General features: G+C 71.5%; 11 protein-coding genes. 2 read left to right on the top strand and 9 right to left on the bottom strand.

What is annotated here, in order from left to right:
- Position 1: 1 nt before the first annotated feature.
- The 9 genes from B1H50_RS09610 to B1H50_RS03460 form a co-directional block, all read right to left on the bottom strand.
- Positions 2 to 1396 (bottom strand): FHA domain-containing protein, encoded by a 1395-nt coding sequence (locus B1H50_RS09610; RefSeq protein ID WP_143231754.1) that lies wholly within the window; start codon positions 1394 to 1396, stop codon positions 2 to 4.
- Positions 1393 to 3690, bottom strand: coding sequence for a transglutaminase-like domain-containing protein (locus B1H50_RS10065; RefSeq protein ID WP_080462410.1), 2298 nt, complete (start codon positions 3688 to 3690; stop codon positions 1393 to 1395). Before B1H50_RS10065 ends, B1H50_RS09610 begins: the two co-directional genes overlap by 4 nt.
- A complete protein-coding gene (locus tag B1H50_RS03490) occupies positions 3687 to 4928 on the bottom strand; it encodes a DUF58 domain-containing protein (protein WP_080462409.1) in 1242 nt (413 codons plus the stop codon). The genes B1H50_RS10065 and B1H50_RS03490 overlap by 4 nt, the downstream gene beginning before the upstream one ends.
- A gap of 12 nt (positions 4929 to 4940) precedes the next feature.
- Positions 4941 to 11018 carry an Ig-like domain-containing protein gene (locus B1H50_RS03485; RefSeq protein WP_080462408.1) on the bottom strand — a complete coding sequence of 2026 codons (6078 nt, stop codon included), beginning with the start codon at positions 11016 to 11018 and terminating at the stop codon, positions 4941 to 4943.
- A gap of 257 nt (positions 11019 to 11275) precedes the next feature.
- Positions 11276 to 11899: a TetR/AcrR family transcriptional regulator gene (locus B1H50_RS03480; protein ID WP_188640747.1), complete on the bottom strand. Its 624-nt coding sequence runs from the start codon at positions 11897 to 11899 to the stop codon at positions 11276 to 11278.
- A gap of 31 nt (positions 11900 to 11930) precedes the next feature.
- A complete protein-coding gene (locus B1H50_RS03475; protein WP_080462407.1) occupies positions 11931 to 12473 on the bottom strand; it encodes a hypothetical protein in 543 nt (180 codons plus the stop codon).
- 130 nt (positions 12474 to 12603) lie between these two features.
- Positions 12604 to 14226, bottom strand: a complete 1623-nt coding sequence (locus B1H50_RS03470) for an RDD family protein (protein WP_158082819.1) — start codon at positions 14224 to 14226, stop codon at positions 12604 to 12606.
- A 40-nt stretch (positions 14227 to 14266) separates the two neighbouring features.
- The gene (locus tag B1H50_RS03465) at positions 14267 to 14716 is read right to left on the bottom strand and encodes an FAD synthase family protein (protein ID WP_080462405.1); all 450 of its coding nucleotides are present in this window, start codon (positions 14714 to 14716) and stop codon (positions 14267 to 14269) included.
- On the bottom strand, positions 14716 to 16173 hold the full coding sequence (locus B1H50_RS03460; RefSeq protein WP_229657993.1) for a sugar transferase: 1458 nt from the start codon (positions 16171 to 16173) through the stop codon (positions 14716 to 14718). Before B1H50_RS03460 ends, B1H50_RS03465 begins: the two co-directional genes overlap by 1 nt.
- Positions 16174 to 16827: 654 nt before the next feature.
- Between B1H50_RS03460 and B1H50_RS03455 the strand changes: the two genes are divergently transcribed.
- On the top strand, positions 16828 to 18126 hold the full coding sequence (locus B1H50_RS03455) for a lipopolysaccharide biosynthesis protein (RefSeq protein ID WP_188640746.1): 1299 nt from the start codon (positions 16828 to 16830) through the stop codon (positions 18124 to 18126).
- Between the two features lie 27 nt (positions 18127 to 18153).
- On the top strand, positions 18154 to 18930 hold the full coding sequence (locus B1H50_RS03450; RefSeq protein ID WP_080462403.1) for a CDP-alcohol phosphatidyltransferase family protein: 777 nt from the start codon (positions 18154 to 18156) through the stop codon (positions 18928 to 18930).
- The last annotated feature ends 103 nt before the right edge of the window (positions 18931 to 19033 follow it).

The following is a 19033-nucleotide window of genomic DNA, read 5'->3' as shown; positions in this document are numbered from 1 at the left end:
GTCAGGACTCCAGGATGAATCCGATCGAGCCGAAGTAGATCGTCGTGCCGGGGAGCACGGGCACGGGGACGTCGGGCAGGAGGCGCGTGAGCACGCCATCCATGATGACCCGCGTGCCGTTGGTGGAGTGCAGGTCCGAGATCCAGGCGCCGTCGGCCATGGGCACGATGCAGGCGTGGGTCTTGGACACCGTTCGCGAGGAGTCCGCCAGGCGGATCGCCTCAGCCGCGTTGTAGCGCGAGATGTTCTCCGGGGCCCGGCCCACCAGCGCGATGTCGCTCAGTGCGATGGCCTGCCCGCCGGTGAGCGGCACGAGCCGCAGATGCGGCGGTGCGGCCTGCGCGGACAGGCTGCGCGCCATCGATCCGGTAAGCGCGTGGACGGTGGCGTCGCTGCCCTCAGACCAGTCCTCGATCGGCTCCGCGGCGTGGCGGCCGGACTCAGGGGAGTCGAGCGGTGTGGAGGTGATGATCGGGGCCTCGGGGGACGACGGCGTCGCCGGCGGCTCGGGGGAGAGGGGGGATCCGGCCAGGGAGTGCGGGGAGGCGGGTGCGGGGGTTCCCGGCGAGCGCACGGAGGAGAAGGCGTCGTCGGGGATGCCGAGGGAGGCGAGGGGCACGGGGCGGGTCACGGCCTCGGCCTCAGCCGCGTGGCGGCCCTTGCGGCGGCGCGAGCGGCGGGTGGGGGCCGCCGGCGCCGAGGCCGCGCTCACCGCGGAGGGCGCCGACAGGCTGGACGCGGCGGAGGCCGCAGAACCGGTGGTGACGGCGGAGCCCGCCGAGCGCGCGGAGAAGACCGAGGCCACTGCCGCCGAAACCGCCGAGACCGCGGAGAGCGAGGATCGCCCGCGCCGGGGCGGCGAGACGGTGTGCGCCGGGGCGGCGGAGGCCGCCGACGGCGCAGAGGCTCCCGACACTCCCGAGACAGCGGAGGCTCCGGACACCGCGGAGGAGCTCGAGGCGCTTGATCCCGCTTGGGGGACCTCCTCGATGATGGGACGGGTTGAGGGCACCTCCTGGATGATGCCCGTGGGGCTGGAGGTCGCTGAGGGGGCGGGAGCCGCACTGCCCAGGTCGTGCAGGGTGGGGAGCGCCGCAGCCGCGTCCGCGGAGGGCGCGGACATGTCGACGACGCGGATCGGCCTGACAGTCCTGAAGGTCTGCACCGGGCGGCGGCGGACCCGCCGACTCGCCCGGGCGGCATCGGATGGGGCGCTGGCGCTCAGGGGACTCGACGACTCCAGGCCGGGTCCCGCCTGCCCGGGGCCCCCGGCAGAGCCCGCCGTGGACTGGCTGACCGGCAGATCGGGCAGGACATGGTGGGAGGCCCCCGGCGGGCCCGCGTGGCGTCCGCCGCGCCCTGACGCAGTGGCCGGCTCCTGGGACTCGGTGGTCATGAGGTGCGATTCCTTCTGACTCGGTTGCTCGCTGCGGCGCGGCGGGGGGCGGCCAAGGATCGCGGCGACAGGCGCCCGCGCAGGCGCCCAGGCAGGGGGAGGGAGGACCTCATCCGACTCGCCGCAGTGTCCGCGGAGGACCACAGCGAGTTCAGCGTATCGGAGGCCGGCTCGCCGGCGCCGAAAACAGCCTCATCGACACCATTCGCGACAGGAATGAGACCCGCCGAGGGGAATCGCGCATCGAGGCTGCGGGCAGTCTCGTGGCGGGTCGCACCGGGCTTCAAGGGTGCTCGCAGGTCGCGGGCCAGGTCGAGCAGTTCATCCCAGGCGCCCAGCGCCCCGTCGGCCCCTTGCCGGCGCCGCCGCCTCCGGCGCCGCAGGGCCTTGAGCCCCAGGATGAGGAGGAAGGGCGCCAGGATCGCTAGGATCGAGCCTCCGATGAGGAGCAGGAGGCGGGAGATCGGTTCCGGCACGGGCTCGGGCTGATTGTGATCCTGGTCCGGGTCGTCGTAAGAGGGCGGCAGCTCCTCGGGCTTGGGCAGGGGGAGCGGCGGCTGGAGGGCCTGGGGCTGGGGGTTGATGGTGTCGTGCGCGGCCAGCTGCTCGGGGACCTGGTCGCGGTCGGGGGTGACGTCGACGGGCACCCAGCCGTGGTTCTCGAAGGGGATCTCCACCCAGGCGTAGACATCCTCCCCGGTGACGTTGGAGGCGTCGCCGTCGGTGGAGGGGCGGAAGCCCATGACGACGCGCGCCGGGATCCCCAGGGAGCGGCACATGAGCATCATGAGCACGGAGTACTGCTCGTCGTCGCCGATGAGCTGCTCGCGGCTGATCATCGAGGCCAGGCGGGCAGCGCCGTGCCCGGGGGGAGAGGCGTAGTTGGTGCCGTTGGAGTAGGCGCCCGCGCGCAGCGCGTTCTGCATCGCCGCGATCTGCACGACGGGATCGGACTGGTCGCCGACGATCCGGGTGGCCATCGCGGCGATCCCCGGGGGCACGTTGTCCACGGTGCCGAGCTGGATGGGCCTCACCGTGTCGCCGGTGAGTGCGTCCAGGCTGGGGACATCCTGCGGGCTCGTGCGCACGGTGACGATGTCACCTCTGGTCAGGCCGGCGGTCGTGATGAGGGTAGGGGAGGCGCCATCGCGGTAGAGGGTCTCGCGCAGCAGGATCGAGCGCTCCCCTCCGACCTCGATGGACGCGGTGGTAGGGACGGTGGGGACCCAGGGAAGGGCGTAGTCCTCCATCGTCATCCGGACGGTGGCGGGCTCGGAGGCGGTGGGCGCCAGGGCGGCGCCCGCGCCCAGCGGGCGGAAGCCGGAGTCGGAGCCGGTGCCGCCGCTGATCCGGGCGGCCAGGCCGTCATAGGAGTCGAGGGTGGCGACGGCGATGCGGGCGCCGTCGGACAGCCCCTCGACGCTGAGGAGGCGGGCGGAGGCCTGATCGGTCTCCAGGGCGCGCGTGAGCCCCAGGGGGGTGGCGTACTCTCGCAGGTCCAGCGGGGGCTCGAAGGCCTCGCGCAGAAGGTGGCGCTCGCCTTCGGCGGCGGGGAGCGCCAGCCCGATGCCGGCTCCGATGGACAAGATGATGGCGGCTCCCACGACGTGGCGCAGGGTGACCAGGCGGCGAGCCTGCTGGGACCCGGTCGTGCCGGCCACGAGGCGGCTGGCGCGCTGGCCACGAGCGGCGGCGGCCCACATGAGGAGCAGCAGGATGACGAGGGCGGGCCCGATGAGTCGGGCGGCCGGGGCGCTGCGCCCGCCCCAGGCGATGAGGATGGCGGGCAGTGCCAGGGCGATGAGGCCGGCAGTGCGCGCCCAGCCGGCCAGCAGCAGGCGGCAGGAGAGGGTGCTGATCGCCAGTCCCGCGAGCCACGGCAGGACGGACATGCCCACGTAGCCGCTCAGCGGCAGCGGCAGGGTGAGGGAGTTCTTCCAGACGGTGACCGTGCCGGCCAGGACGGCCCGCACGGCGGTCATGCCCGAGCCGACGTCGTGCAGGAGCAGGGGGCCCAGGCTCGCGTGGGCGATGGCGGCCAGGGCGAGGGTGAGCAGGGGGCCCAGGCGCAGGCGGGCGGCGGCCAGGGCGGCCAGGGCGCCGATGGCGATGCCCTCGGTGGCGGCGATGACGCCGCGGGGCCCGGCGAAGGCCGAGTAGACGGGGGCCGTCCCCACCACGAGCAGGGCGATGAGGAGGAGGTAGGGAATCGCGGCCAGACCCGCCCGCCGGGGGCGCGCCTGGGCGGAGGGCGTGGGGGAGCCCGCCGCGCGACGGAGTTTCAGTGGGGTCATAGGGCCCTCCTCAGGAGCTGGGGGAGGCTGTCGACCGTGTCGAGGTTGAGCACGGGGGTCGAGGCGAGCATGGAGATGCCGGGCTCGGCAGCGCCACAGGAGATGATGATCGAGCTCATGCCGGCGGGGATGCGCAGACGCGCCTTGGCCAGGGTGGCCTCGGGGCAGCCCGCGCCGGTGATGAGCGCGACGATGGAGGCGCCGGGGTGGAGCCCGGTGCCGTGGTTGACGAGGGCGTCGAGTTCCTCGGCGCCCGTGAGGTCCAGTGTGCAGGATGCGTCGAGCAATCGCGCGGGGCCCGTGGTGGGCAGAGTGTCGCGCTGGGTGAGCACGGACACCTCTCGGCTCTCCATCATCGAGCTGAGGGCCAGCGAGCAGGTGGCGGATACCGCCGTCTCGAAATGATCCGGGTCGAGGTAGTCGTCCTCGCGCACGGACAGCAGGGTGAGGAGGCTGGCGCGCTGGGTGGCCTCGAACTGGCGGACCATGAGGGTGCCCGTGCGGGCGCTGGACTTCCAGTGGACGTGACGGCGGTCGTCGCCGGGGATGTAGGGGCGCAGCGCGTGGAAGGAGGCGTCGGACATGGACAGGTCCTGGGTGACGGCGCCCTCGATGTCCCGCATGACGCCGTGGACGGCCTGGCCGATGCGCACCGTGCGGGGGTGGACGTGGACCGTCTGCGCCGTGCTCATGGCGCGGGAGCGGCGGGCCAGGCCCAGGGGGTCGCCGACCACCTGCATGACGGGGCCGATGGACAGGACGCCGCGGCGCTCCGTGGGCAGGGCGAAGCCCTCGTCGTGGGACTCGCCGGCGTGGAGGAGGGGCACGTTGATCTCGGCGAGGCCCTCGCCCATGGGCATCTCCATGCGGGTGGGCAGGAGGGCGCGGGTTCCCTCGTTGGAGGCGGTCACTCGCACGAGGGCGTGGTCGCCCACCGCGATGCGCGGGGCGATGAGGCCGTGGGTGACGGTGTGGCCGCCCTGGTGGAGGATCCAGCCCAAGGCCGTGAGCAGGCAGGCGATGAGCGCGGCGGCGCCGGCCCAGGCCTCCTGCCAACCCAGGGTCGCTCCGGCCAGGAGGCTGGCGACGGCGAGGCCCGCGGCCGTCCAGCCGGTGCGGGTGAGCACCTGGGCGCCGGTGGTCCCGGGCGCGTCGGCGCCGGGGAGGTCGGGAGATGTGGTGGGGGCCCCCGGGGAGGGGGTGCTGGTCAGGGGATTTAGGGTATTCAGGGAGGTCATCGATGTGGTGGGTCACCCGATCGCGATCTGACAGGTGACGGTCAGGTTGGGATTATTGGTCAAGGGTAGGCTCCGCCACTGCGGAGAGTAGCTGGTGTAGTAGGGAGCGCTTGACGGCCAGACATTGGTGTCATTGAAGCTGCACAGGAGCGGTTTCCCCGGGGGGAAGCTCGAGAGGTCCAGGACGACGCGCCAGCAGCTGCCCGCGGAGTACCCGGACTTGGCCAGGTCGCTCGCGGTGCAGACGGCCTCCGGGCTCGTGGTCTGAATCGGCAGGACCTGGGACTGGCCACCCTGGTTCGCCAGCGGCTGGGCGTGGTGCTCCTGCTTCGCCGGCTCCGGCTTATTCCATGTCTGCGGATCGGAGCATTCATCACTGTAACCGAGGGCGTTCTCAGCGCGCACGCACCACCAGGTGCGGACACCCTCGGGGAATTGAACAGTAGCTGATTCGCCGGCCTTGAGGGTGCCCAACCAGGTCTTTTTCTGTCGGTTGTCGTCCGTGTAGTGGTGGTACTCCACAGGAAGGCCACCATCGGTGCCGGGGCTCCAATGGCAGGTTGTCTGTCCGTCGGAGCCCACCTTGTCACACCAGACATTCGTGGGATCGCCAGGCTTCCCTTTGGGGATGACACTGGTCGACACCGTATCGGAGTAGACCGTGCTCCCATCTCGACGGGTGCCGTAGGCGCGGGCCTCGACTGTGACTGATCGGCCGGCGGGGAGATAGTCGAAGGTCGTGCCTGTCGTCCAGCCGCTCCCATGGACGCGGTATTCGATGGTGAGATCGCCCGCGCTCCAGCCATCGCCCGCCTGAGCGCTCGCGGACACTGTGACCTGTCCGGCGACGGTCTTAGACTCCTTGGCGGACAACTCCGTGGGGGGCAGCGGCTTCGAGCGCAGGTCGAGATTGATGCTCTTGGAGTTCGAGGAGTCCGTCGAGCCGCCCCGCGTCGTCGCCCTCACGGTGAAGGTGTAGGTGCCCGATGTCGAGAGCCTGATCGAGGCCGACAGGGCGGAGCCCGCGTTGATCGTGCGGGACTCCGGGCCGGTGACGCTCACCGTATAGGAGACCGGGCCCGCGTGGTTCGGGCTGGCCCCCTGCCAGTGGACCGTCACCCCGGAGGCCGTCTGGACGACGCTCGTGACCTCGAAGGAGCCCGGCTTACCGTAGGGCGTCGCAGAGGAGCCGGAGCTGGCGCTCTTGGAAGAGCCGACCTCCGCGCCTCCCGAGTTGGCCACGGCCGTGACAGTCACGGAGTAGGAGTCGCCCGTCTGCACGCCGTCGGCCGCGCCGATGGTGAGCGAGGTGCCGGTCGTCGTGCGGGTGATGTCGCCATTGTCGGAGTGGAAGACCACCCGGTAGCTGGTCTGAGTGCCCGGCACGGCAGTCCCCGGGGTCCATGAGGCGGTGAGGGTCCCCTCGCCGGCCTGGAGGCGCACACCGCTGGGGGCGCCCGGCGACGACGGGCCCAGGGTGACGGTGTTGGAACGGCCGGCCGACGAGGTGCCATTGGCGTTCGTGGCCGTCACCTCGAAGGTGTAAGACCTGCCGGCGGTCAGGCCCGTGGCGTAGCACGGGCTGCCCGTGCAGCTCCAGGAGCCTGCGCCGCCTACCTCGGTGAGGGTGTAGCCCGTGATGGGGCTCCCGTTGGCGCTGCCCGGAGACCACGTCACCCTGACGGAACTGTAGTCGCGCGCCTCGGCCGCCACCTGCGTGGGCGCGGAGGGCGCGGAGGCCACGGTGACCGTCACCGTGCCGGTGGCGGCCCGGTCCGCGGAGCCCGTGGCGTCGAGCACCTGGTAGCGGACCACGATGTCACCCGCGGCCCCGGCCGACGGCGTGATCGTCAGCGAGGTGCCCGAGGCGCTCACCGAGCCCCGCCCCGAGGCGATCGTGGGCGTGCCGGACAGGGTGATCGGCTGGTCCGGGAACGGGTTGGACACGTAGGAGGAGACATCCACCGTCACCGCCTCGCCATTGGAGCTCAGCGTCGCCGGTGTCGTCGTCATGCGCGGGCGGGTCGAGGCGCTCGCCGCCAGCGGCAGGCTCGCCGACACCTCCGGGTTCTTGCCGTCGGAGACGGTCACCGGCAGGGCGCCGGTGGTGCCGGCCGCCGTCGCGGCGTCCGCGCCCACCGTCACGCTGGACCCGGACTGGGAGGCCGTGAAGCCGGCCGGCGCCGAGCCGATCGTGAAGGTGAGAGCATCGCCGTCGGGGTCGGTGGCCATGGCGGACAGGTCCACGGTCACGGGAGTCTCATTGGGCGCCACCGTCACGGCCGTCGGGATGAACGTGGGGGCGCGGTTCTCCGTCGACTCCACGAGGATCGGCAGGCTCAGCGTGGCGCTGAGCGCGCCGTTACCCGTCCCATCGGCCACGGTGAGGGAGACCTGGGTCTGCCCGGTGAAGCCGGAGGAGGGCGTCACGGACAGCGAGCCGTTGCCCTCCGCACTGGCCGAGGACAGCCCGGCCCCGGCCGTGATCGAGGACTCATCCCCGATGACGGGCGAGGTCCCCGAGCGGGTGAGGACGTAGGAGGCCAGGGGGATGGAGGTGGCCTTGTCCGCAGGGATCCTCACCGGGGTGGTCGAGGGGTTGATCTGGGGCGCCAGGTCCGAGGAGGCGGGCACGGAGACCACTGCCTGGCTCGTGAGCCCGTCGGGGTCGGTGATCGTGTAGAGGATGAGCTGTGGGGAATTCGTGATCGATACCCGCAGGGAGCCCCCCTCCACCGTGGCGTTCGGGTCCGAGGTGGACACGGTGAGCGTCTCCGGGCTCCCATCGGGGTCGGAGTCGTTCTTGAGCACGTCCACCAGGGCCGTGCCCGAGGCGTCGATATCGGACAGCGTTACCGCATCATCGGCGGCGAAGGGCGCCTGAGGCGGGGCATCGGCGCGCACCTGCGCCGTCAGAGTGCCCACCGCGGTGCCTCCGCGGGAATCGGTGGCCGTGTAGTGGACGGTGTAGTTGCCCTCCGCCTCGGGCAGCTCCAGGGCGACCTGGCTGCCCGCCGTGCTCGCCGACAGTGCGGGGTCCTCGCTCGTGGGTTCGCCGGCCAGGGTGACCGGGTCATCATCGGAGTCCCAGTCGTTGGCGGTCACGTCCACCCGCACCTTGCGGCCCGGCTTGGCGGTCACCAGGTCATCGGTGGTCTTGGGCGGCGTGTTGACGGTCGCGGGGGCGGCGATGCCGACCCGTGCTGTGCCTGTGGCCGTGGCGCCCAGGTGGTCGGTGACCGTGTAGGTGAAGGAGTCGGTGCCGCGGGAGCCCTCGAAGGCGGTGTAGGTGAGCACGTTGCCCTTGACCTCGACACTGCCCTTCGTGGGCTGGGTGGCCAGGCCGGTGAGGGTCACGGAGTCCCCATCGGGATCGATCCGGTCCAGGGGAACCGTCAGTGAGGCCTTCCTGCCGGCGACGGTGGACGCCGTGACCGGGCGCGGTTCCGGGGCGGCGTTCGCGGCGTCGTCGCGCTCGCGCACCTCGATGGTGGCCGTGGCCGTGGCCGTCTGCCCGGCGGAGTCCTGGACCGTGTAGGACACCTCCGCGGTGCCGGGGGTGTCTCCGGCCTTGAAGCGCAGCTTGTCCTGGTTGATCCAGGCGGTGCCCAGCGAGTCATCCGGGACGGTGAGCTTGCCAGTGGTCGTCAGGGACAGACCCGAGGGGGAGGCGTCGTTCTCCAGCACGGGGATGGTGACGATGTCGCCGACGCGCACGACGGCCGTGTCGTTGACGCCGATCGGCGCCTGGGAGGCCGAGTAGGGCAGGGGCACGATGGTGATCGTGCCGGTGGCCGTGGCCGTGCCGTTGGAGACCGTGTACTCGGCCGTCATCTTGCCCTGGAGCTCGCCGACGGCGGAGATCTGCATGAGGGAGTGGTCGACAACGGTCGCGCTCACCCCGGAGGCGGGCGGCGTGGTGGCCGAGACCGCCACGAGGACCCCGCCGGAGGGGTCGGTGTCATTGGCCAGGGGGTTGACGGTGACCGAACCGCCCGGGGCGAGGAAGACGGTGTCGTCCTCGACCACGGGAGCCGCCGAGGGATCCGAGGCCTCGGCGATGTCCACGCGGATGAGGCCCTTGGCCAGGGAGGCTCCGTCGGAGGTCTCGTAGTCGAGATAGTAGGTGCCCGCGCTCTGGGCGGTGAAGCTGACCGTGCCGGCGGCCTGGTCCTTCGTGGCGGTCGCGCCGCTGGGCGGCTCGCTGATCGAGCTGAGGCGCAGAGGCGTGGAGGTCGGCGAGGAGTCATTGGCCAGCGGGGAGATCGTCACCTGCTGCCCGACGACGCCTCTGGCGTGATCCGCGTGCGTGGCGGGAACGGCGTCGCCGGCCGGGACGATCTCGACGGTCAGCGTGCCCTCGGTGGTGGTGCGGCCATCGGAGACGATGATCGTCATCTCGCGGGGCCCCGTGCCGCCGTTCAGCTCGGTGACGGTGAGCAGGCCCTCGGGGGTGGTGCGGGCCTCCAGGCCCACGCCGGTGGCGGAGACCAGGTGCGGGTCATCGCCGTCGGGATCGCGCCAGTTGGACAGGACGGAGATCGAGTCCGTGCCGCCCTCGGCGAGCTTGAGGGTCTGGGCGGCCTGCTGCTCGGGCGCGGAGTTCTCCGAATCGGGGCGGATCGTCACCGTGGCGACGGCGGAGTCGGACATGCCGCGCCCGTCGTCGGCCGTGTAGGGCACGGTGATCGTCCCGGTCGCGCCCGCGGGGACGTTGATCGCCAGGGCCAGGCCGCCCTGGACCTGGGTGACCGTCGCCGTCGAGCCGGCATCACCCGGGATGGCGGTGAGGACATCGCCGTCGGGGTCGGAGTCGTTGGCCAGGACCGGCAGGACCGTCGTGCGACCGGCGCGCACGCCGAAGGAGTCGTCGACGGCGTCCGGCGGGTTCTCCTCATCGCGGTTCGGGGTCTGGGCGGGATCCTGCGTGGTGTCCTTGGCGCTCTCGTCCGGGGTGGCGTTGTCGCTGGAGTGCCCGGAGTTCTCGGTCCACTCGTCGGCCTGGGCGAGGTTCTGGTCGGGCAGCCATACGGTGCCGATCGTCGTGTCGTTGAGGACGATCGCGTCGCGGTTGGTGCGGAAGACGGGGGTGGTCGAGGAGGCGAGGGCGTCGTCGTGGATGTACTCGGGGGACGAGGAGCCGCATATCCGCAGGAACTGCCCGGAGGAGGACCAGGCCGCGTAGGAGCAGGCGCCCAGGCGAACGGGGCGGGCGGCGACTCCCGGGGCGGCGTCGCCCTTCTCCGCCGATGGCGTGCGCGTGGGGGACGAGCCGTCGAGGGGCACGCTGATGAGCTCGGTGCGCGAGGCGACGAGCACGCTGGAGGCGTCGGGGCCGGGCTGCTGGAGGGCCAGGCCTGTCTCGCCGAGGTCGACGGTGGTGCCACCGGGCAGGTGGAGGGTACCGGTGCCGCGCTCCAGGACGATCGGCTTCGAGCCGACCGCGGTGAGTGCGGCATCCGCGCCGGCCGAGAGCGTCAGCGCGGTGGAGGTGGGGGGCGCCCAGGAGGTGGCGGTGGCGGTGGCCGTGGTGAGGGCGCCGGTGGAGGGGGACAGGGCGTGGATGGCGCCGTCGGTCCCGATGGTCGCCAGGAGGCCGGGGGCGTCGGAGATGATCGGGGAGGCGGAGCCGCTGGTGACGATGCCCGCCTCGCTCGCCAGGGCGCCGCTGACAGTGCCATCGGCCGAGTTGATCGCGATGACGCGGTCGGAGCCCTGGGCGATCGTGGTCCCGGCGGGCAGGGTGGCCACCGAGGCTTTGGAGACGAGCGCCGGATCGACCTTGTCCACGGACTTCGCTGAGGCGTCGGAGACCAGGACATTCTTGCCGTGCTGGCTGACATCGAAGTCCGACGACGCCGTGCGGATGACGCCGTCCGCCTCATGGGAGGAGGCGTTGATGCGGGCCACGAGATGCTTCGACGTCGAGGTCACCCAGACGCCGTCATCGTGGAGGTCGAGGTCCTGCTGGGCGATGCCCTGGTGCTGCACGGCGGCCAGGCCCAGGGCTGCAGCGCACAGGACGGTCAAGGCGCCGGCGCCGCGGCGTCGGATCCGGCCGCTCAGAGTGCGGACGATGGAGGAGGGCACGGAGATGGCTCCAATCGGGACGGGATCGCGCGCTCGGGTGTACAGGGCCGAGCCGACGACCAGGATTCGCCATTCATTCTACGGGCGCGCCCCGGCCGGTGTCCCCCCTCAACCCGTTAGCCGCCACCTCGTGATCTTCCAGGTGGCGGGGCCCACAGACTCTATGACGGGGGCGTCACGAAAGCGCGGGGCGGGGGAGGGGCGAGCAGTGCCCGACGCCGTCTGCGCCGCGGCTGGGACCGTCCCGGTTGCCGGGATCAGTCCGGCGTCGTCGGGTGGTTCAGCACCGGATCCAGCTGGAGGCCCCGCAGGCCGTTCCAGGCGAGGTTGACCATATGGGCCGCCACCGATTCCTTGCTCATGGAGCGATCCTCCAGCCACCACTGGGCCGGCATGGCGACGATGCCGACGAGCATCTGGGCGTACAGCGGCGCGGTGGAGGCCTCGAGCCCGTGGGCGCGGAACTGCGCGGCGAGGATGCCGGAGACCTGGATAGCGACATCGGACAGAAATGTGGAGTACGTCCCCGCCGCGCGATCACTGCCCGCCGACAGCAGGCGGAAGCCGTCGGGCGAGTTCTCGATGTAGGTCAGCAGGGCCAGCGCCGCGCGCTCGACGATCACCGAGGGGCTGCTCGAGGAGCGCAGGGCCTCGGTGATCGTGGCGGAGATCGTCGTCAGCTCACGGTCCACGATGACGGCGTAAAGACCCTCCTTGCCGCCGAAGTGCTCATAGACCACCGGCTTGGAGACCTTCGCCCGGTGAGCGATCTCCTCGATGCTGGTCCCCTCGAAGCCCCTGTCCGCGAACAGGGCGCGCGCCACGGCGATGAGCTGCTCGCGCCGTTGGCTGGCGCTCATCCGGGTGCGCTTGGGGGCCACGGGGATCGGCGCGCCTCAGGAGGCCCGGGCCTCAGGCCTCGGCGGGCACGACGTGGCCGGCCAGGGAGATCGCCTCATTGACGGCCCGGTGCAATTGCTCGGGGATCGATCCCCACACCCGCATGATGAGGTCGGCGGGGATCGTGGGCAGGCCCGCCATCCGCAGGATGATCGCCGCCTGCGGGTGGGCGTGGGCGTCTGTGCTCATGGCCCAGAAGCCGGCCATATCGGGGGCGGGGCGCAGCCGCTGGGGCTCGGTGTCCGGGATGAGGGACGCCAGGACGGCCTTTTGGGCGCTGTGGCGTCCGGCCTTGGAGGAGTCGTCAGTGGCGGGGACGATCGCCAGATCGACGACGAACTCCGGGCGGCCGGCCTCGCACCTGACGACGCGGGCCTCGGAGCCGAGCCGGTCAGCGCGCGAGAGGCCCTCCAGGACCTGCAGCAGGAAGGGTTCGGCCGAGGGGTCCAGGGCCCCCGCGGCCCGTCGCCGCGCCTCGATCCGCGCCCATCCTGGTGCCGGGTAGGTGGGGATGACGATCCAGTTGCCCGGATCGGGTCGAACGGCGATCTCCATCGTTGTCCTGCTTTCTTGTTTTTCCTCGTCGTCGCCTCTGCGCGCCAGCGCTCATGCCGCCCCTCCCCGGGCGGCGCCTGCCGTCCGCGCGCCGATGGCCGGTCCATGGGCCGCCGGGCGCTAGTACCGGCTAGTCCTTGACACGGTACCCCACCTTGCCGAAGAGAACGCGATCGCCGGGAAACACGGGTTCCGGGATCCCCGGGACCGCGCGGCGCGAGGAGCCCCCGTGGACGATAGTGGTGCCGTTGGTGGAGTGCAGGTCGGTCACCCATAGACCGTCGACCACCGGGATGAGCAGGGCGTGGGTCTTGGAGATGGACAGCGAGGTCCCGCGCAGCACGAGGAGGCTCGCCTCGGGGTGCTCCGGGGAGGCCACCGGGTCGCGGCCCAGGACGACGACGCCGGCCAGAGCGATCTCCCCGCCGTCCCGCTCGGGGACGAGGACGGCGGTGGCGCCGGTGTCCTCGATCGAGGAGGGCGTGCGGATGGACTGGATGGTGGAGTCCAGGGAATCCTCGCCGTCGGAGTGCGCCCCCAGGTCCACGTTGCGCAGATCGACGGGCTCCGTCGGGGGAGGCGCCCCGTGCTCCTCCTCGACGCGCGGCGCTATCGGCGCGCTCGTGGCGCTCACCGCGCTGGGCACGGAGGCGGCGCTGGTGAGGATGTCCGTGCTCCCCGTGCTCCCCGTGCTCCCCGTGCTCACGGCGCTTGTCGTGCTCGCGCTGGAGGCGCTGATGGCGGGCGCGCTCGCGGTGCTGATGGCCGATGCCTGCGAGGGCGCAGAGTCCGCCTCGGGGGTCTCAGCGTCGATGACGGGCCCGGAGGCGCCGCCGTCGGGGGCGAGATCCACCGAGCCGACGACGAGGCGGGCGTTCAGGGCGTCCAACCCACTGCCGTCGAGCGTGGGGCTGTCGAGCTCGGGTGCCTCCTCTGACCAGGGGATGGAGCCCAGGATCGCCACGGCGCCGGGCTCCTGCGCGCGCGAGGAGGAGCGTCGCCTCGGACGGCGCGTGCGAGGAGCGCGATCGGCACCCGCACCAGCGGTGGCGGAGGAACTGGCCGCGGGGGCCGACGATGCCGAGGAGGGCGCCGCCGAGGGCGTCGTCGGCTCGGGCTCGCAATCGCGGGAGCCGGTGGTGCCACCCATTAGGCGCTCGTCGGAGGGCACGGCCGAGGGCGTCATCATCGCCGTCGGCTCATCGGGCAGGGGCGCGGGTGAGGAAGGGGGCGGGTCGCTGGGGGCGGGGGACGGCTCATCCGCTCCGTGCGGCGGGGCGATCGCGCTGGAGGGCTTCGTCGCGATGAGCCGCATCCGGCTCAGGCGGTCGTGCCAGCTCATCCCCTCGGGATCCTTTGCCGCGCTGCGCAGCATGAATAGTCCGCCGATGCCGGCGGTGAAGAGCGCGGTGACGAGGATGAGGTCGGCGTGGACGAAAGTGCCTACGAAGGAGGGGCCGTCATTGGAGGCGTCGACCATCCTCACCCCGACGATCCGGCCACCGGGCGTCCAGCCGGTGGCCGCGACGAGGGCGAATCGGGCGAGGACGAGCCCCGCTGCGGTGACCCCCGCGGTGATCGGCAGGCCCAGGGGCTCCTTGACGAGCAGCGTGATGATGGCGCCGATCGCGACGCCCAGGAGGATGTCGATGACGACGGCGAGGAGGCGGGCCTTCGGGGATGCCGGGAGCGCGGGGCCGGGGAGCGCCCGCCGCTGGTTCTGCTTCGGCGCCTGAGTGGTGGTGGCGGTCACGCGCGCTTTCCCTTCGCGTTGGTGATCTTGGTACCGCCCCTCACGCAGTGGCCGCCACCGCCTCGGACTCGGGCGACGCGACCTCCTGGAGGAGGGCCCTGCGCAGCATCGTCGACGAGGTCGTCGGCGTGTACGGCAGGTAGACGACGCGGGCGCCGACCTCTGCCATCTGCTCCTCGAGCAGCCGGCCTTTGTCGGTACCGCGCCAGTCCGTTCCCTTGAAGAGTACATCGAATGGCGCGGTTCGCCAGGCCAGGCGCTTGTCCTGATCGTGATCGAGGATGACATGATCGACCATCCGCAGGGCCTGGACGAGGGCCATCCGTTCGTGCTGGGGCACGATCGGACCTCGGCCTTTCATCCGCTCCAGGGAGGCGTCCGTGGCGACTCCGGCGATGAGGCGGTCGCAGTGAGCCGCCGCGGTTGTGAGGATATTGAGATGACCGACGTGAAGCATGTCGAAGCCACCGGGGACGTAGCCGACGATCATCAGTAGGCCCCCTTCCCACCGGTGACGGCGCGCGCCGTGGCGGCCAGGATCTTGGCGTCGATCAGCGCGCCGCGGTTCTCCACGTAGTGGCGGTCGAGGGCCACAGTGGAGTTCCAGGACAGGTCCGATCGGCCCGAGACCTGCCACAGGCCGGTCATGCCGGGGCGCACGAGGAGGCGGCGGCGCGCCTCGTCGTCGTACTGGGCGACCTCGCTGGGCAGGGCCGGGCGGGGGCCCACCAGGCTCATCTCGCCGCGCACGACGTTGATGAGCTGGGGGAGCTCGTCCAGGGAGGTGCGGCGCAGGATCCGGCCCACGCGGGTGATCCGGGGGTCGCGGGAGTCCTTGAACAGGACCTGGTTGCCCGAGTCGCCGCCGCGAGCGATCAGCGCCGCCCTGCGGGCATCGGCGTCGGCGTACATGGAACGCAGCTTCCACATCGTGAAGTGCGTGCCATTGAGCCCCACGCGAGTTTGGCAGTAGAAGGGGTTGCCGGGGGACTCCAGGCGCACGGCCAGGGCCGCGATCCCGATGATCGGCGAGGCGGCCAGCAGGAGCATCAGGCCGACGAGACGGTCGACGACCTTCTTGCCGGCCTCGCGGGTGCGGCGGGTCCTGACGGCGATGAGCGCCGTCCATCCGTGCGTCACCGGCAGACCCGTCAGGCGCCCGGGCTCGACGTCCTGCAGGCCGGGGGCGACGATGAGGCGGACGTGGGTGCCCTCGAGCCCGCGCATGAGGGAGCGCAGGTCGTCGGGGGCGACCGCGCCGAGGGTCATGACGACGTCGATCATCTCCTCGCTGACCATCTGCGCCAGGCCCTCCGCGTCGGGCACGGGCATCGCATTGCCCAGGCGCCCGGTGGTGCCGGAGGAGAGGTAACCGATGACGAGGAAGCCGTCGGCGGGGTGGCGGCGCATCTCGTGGAGCATCGGCTCGGCACCGGGGCCCATGACGATGAGGGTGCGGCGCAGGGCGTGGCCGTCCATGCGGCGGCGGCGCAGGTGACTGGATTCGACCGTCCTGCCCATCAGGATGAGGAGGAACTGGGCGGCCAGCAGGCAGGCCACGGCGATCGGACTGAGGGAGGAGCCCAGGGCGCGGTTGGCCAGGAGGCTGACCGGCAGGGCCAGTACGTGCAGGCCGAGGAGCGCGGGCAGGGGGATGGAGCCGTGATCGACGGCAGCGGCGCCCAGGCCGCCCAGGGCCCAGGTTCCGACGATGATCAGCATGCCCACGGTCGTGGCGGCGAGGGTGGCGCCCGCGCCGCCGAAGGGGAGGGCGATCCAGGCGGGGATGGCGATCGCGACGAGGTCGCTGAGCACGATCCAGGCCAGGAGGTCGCGGCGCATGGAGGACCATGCAAGACGGCCACGCGCGGGCTCTGCGAGGGGCAGGCGTGCCAGGGGCAGGCCGGTCTCCGGCCTGATAGTGGCCGCAACATCATTCAGGTACATCAGGGCTCCTGTTGAAGTATGCGAGGGATGTTCGGGGAAGGGATCCGGAAGGAGAAAGTGTCCAGGTCAGACTAGGTGCTAAAGACCGGGGCCACAGGGAGCGACCCGCTGGGAGCCTGAAGGTCAGACCTTTCGAGGGAACGGCGGATCGGAATCGTCGTTAGTAGTCGTATGTCAGATCTTCTGAGCAGATTGTATCCCCCAGGCGTGCGGCTTGGGCAATGTTGTACGGCACCTGTGCGCCATCGGCGGCGCGAGACGGTGCGCGGTTCTGGGCAAGTGGGGCTTGGCCTGCGTCGATCGTCTTACCTCGAAGGCGTCTTGAGCGTTGAACTCCGGAAGGTCCAGACCTCTGGCCTGTGGCTTCGCGGCTGGGCGCTCCCAGTGTGAGATGTGCCGCCGTCGCGGGCAATGCCGCCCGGGACCTGCGAGGGGCCGCCATCGGTCACGGAATAGCGCCAAAAGCCCGGGGCCGCCGGGGCGCCGGGAGGGCCGGCTGCTAGAGTCTGGCCGTTCCCGCGGCGTCCCCGACGCTGGTCCTTGCCCTGTTGCTGCCCTGTTGAACGAGGTACCGCTATGCCCACCCAGCCCGCCCCCCGGAGACCCGGGCCATGGGCCTCGGTCGGCCGGACGGCCGGCGCGAAGATGGTCGTCATGGTCGTCGCAGGCGTCTTCGGCCTCATCAATACCCGGCTCATCCTCAGCCACTTCGGCGCCGACGCCTACGCCCAGTACGGCCTGCTGGCCACCTTCCCCACCCTCATGCCCTTCACCGACCTGGGCATCGGAGCGGTCATCCTCAACGTCGTCGCCGGCTCCACCGATCCTGCTCACGACTCCACGTTGCGCCGTACCCTGACCACCGCCATGCGCGTCCTGCTCGCCTCCACGGTGGTCATCTGCACCGCGGGCATCGTCATCCAGCTCCTGGGCGCCTGGCCCACCCTGCTCGGCGCCCGCCTCATGGATGGCGGCGGTGCCACTGCCACCATCTGCCTCCTCATCTACTCCCTCGCCCTGCCGTTGAGCGTGGGGCAGCGCATCGTCGTCGGGCTCGGCCGATCGGCCACCCAGGTGATCAGCTCCGGTGTCGTCTCCCCGGCGATGACCACCCTCCTGCTGCTGGCGATCGTCACCCGCATGGACTCGGGCAACGCCGTATCCATCTACTCCTACCTGGCCAACACGCTGGTCTCGGTCATCTGCATCATCGTGGCCTGGCGGGCCACCGGCCCCCTCCTGCGCGAGGCCGCGCGCGACGTTCCCCGGCTGCGCGAGGTCCCCGGCGTCAAGGTCATCAACACCGCCGGTCCCCAGCTCCTGCAATCACTCGTCCTGCCCATCGCCTTCCAAACCGACCGCATCCTCCTCAGCCACCTGGGCGCCTCCGACGCGCTCGCGCAGTACAACCTCGCCAGCACGCTGTTCAACCTGCTCACGCAGACCGTCGTCGCCGCCGGCGTGGCCATGTGGCCGGTGTTCGCGCGGGCCCGCTCGGCCGGGCGGATCGCCAGCCCCCTCAAGCCCGCGGGGGTCTTCGCCGGCGCCGCGGGGGTGATGGCCCTCGCCATGGCGCTGCTCGCCCCCTGGGCCGCGGGCATCCTGTCCGACGGCACCATCCGCCTGCCGACGCTGCTCATCGTGTCCTTCGCCGCGTCGGTCATCGTCGAGGCCGCCAAGTACCCGCTGGGCATGTACATGACGGACCCGCGCGGGCTGCGCTTCCAGGTGGTCCCGGTCCTCGTGCTCGTCCCGGTCAACTTCGCCCTGTCCTGGGCGCTCATCGCGCCCTTCGGTCCGGCCGGACCCGTCCTCGGCTCCGTTATCTCCGTGGTCATCTGCCAGTCCATTCCCTACCTGTGGTGGGTGCGCCGGGACCTGGCGCGCCGCCGTCGCCAGGCCGGTGAGGAGGCCGGGACGCCCGCCGATGATGCCCAGCCCACCCCTGCCTGATCCCCTACCCGCATAGTTGGAGACCTCATGAACCCCTCGAAGCCAGTCAGCCCCGGCCGCCCCGGCGATCCCGCCGGTGGTGCGCGCCCCAGCATCGGTGAGTCGATCCGAGCGCTGTCGACCGCGCAGAAGGCCAAGGCAGGCGCTCCCCTGTACTCGCGCCTCGTCAACCGCCCGCTGGGACGGGTGCTGGCCGCCGTCGCGCACCGCCTGGGCGCCACCCCGGACCAGGTGACCGTTCTGTCCGCGGCCTGCACGATGACCGGCATCATCCTCATCGCCGCCCTGCCGCTGACCGTATGGGCCGCGCTCGTGACGGCGGGCCTGCTCGTGCTCGGCTACGCGCTCGACTCCGCGGACGGCCAGCTCGCCAGACTGCGCCACGGCGGCTCGAAGGCGGGGGAGTGGCTCGACCACGTCGCCGACGCGATCAAGCTCTCCAGCCTCCACCTGGCCATTGCGATCTCACTGTTCCGCTTCGCCGACGTCGTCGGCTCGCGCCCGGCCCTGCTGCTGCTCCCGCTGGCCTACAGCGCCGTTCAGAACATCCACTTCTTCACCTACATCCTCACCTACCAGCTGCGCTACAACGGTGGGACCCCGCTGGCCAGGGACGAGGGGCGCGCGGGGATTCTCAAGTCGATCCTGTCCGCGCCCACGGACTACGGGCTGCTGTGCATCGTGCTCGCGCTGCGCTGGGCGCCGGTGCCCTTCCTCGTGCTCTACGCGCTCATGCTCCTGGGATCGGCCGGCTACCTCGCCCTCGCCCTGCCCAAGTGGTACCGGGACATGCGCGCCCTCTGACGCCTCGCCCCTCCCCATCACCGAGACCGGTCGAAAATAGGAGCGAGACCGGCCCGCGGGCCGGTCTCGCTCCTATTTTCGACCGGTCTCGGTGATAAGTGGG

This window comes from Actinomyces gaoshouyii, from assembly GCF_002072175.1.
In the GTDB taxonomy this organism is placed as follows: domain Bacteria; phylum Actinomycetota; class Actinomycetes; order Actinomycetales; family Actinomycetaceae; genus Actinomyces; species Actinomyces gaoshouyii.
Note: the sequence above shows the minus strand (reverse complement) of the source record. Positions and strands in the feature narration are given on the sequence as shown.

Bases quoted from the DNA above. Each gene is read 5' to 3' on its own strand.
- B1H50_RS09610 (WP_143231754.1), bottom strand. From the start codon at position 1,396: ATGACCACCGAGTCCCAGGAGCCGGCCACTGCGTCAGGGCGCGGCGGA.
- B1H50_RS10065 (WP_080462410.1), bottom strand. From the start codon at position 3,690: ATGACCCCACTGAAACTCCGTCGCGCGGCGGGCTCCCCCACGCCCTCC.
- B1H50_RS03490 (WP_080462409.1), bottom strand. From the start codon at position 4,928: ATGACCTCCCTGAATACCCTAAATCCCCTGACCAGCACCCCCTCCCCG.
- B1H50_RS03475 (WP_080462407.1), bottom strand. From the start codon at position 12,473: ATGGAGATCGCCGTTCGACCCGATCCGGGCAACTGGATCGTCATCCCC.
- B1H50_RS03465 (WP_080462405.1), bottom strand. From the start codon at position 14,716: ATGATCGTCGGCTACGTCCCCGGTGGCTTCGACATGCTTCACGTCGGT.
- B1H50_RS03460 (WP_229657993.1), bottom strand. From the start codon at position 16,173: ATGTACCTGAATGATGTTGCGGCCACTATCAGGCCGGAGACCGGCCTG.
- B1H50_RS03455 (WP_188640746.1), top strand. From the start codon at position 16,828: ATGGTCGTCGCAGGCGTCTTCGGCCTCATCAATACCCGGCTCATCCTC.
- B1H50_RS03450 (WP_080462403.1), top strand. From the start codon at position 18,154: ATGAACCCCTCGAAGCCAGTCAGCCCCGGCCGCCCCGGCGATCCCGCC.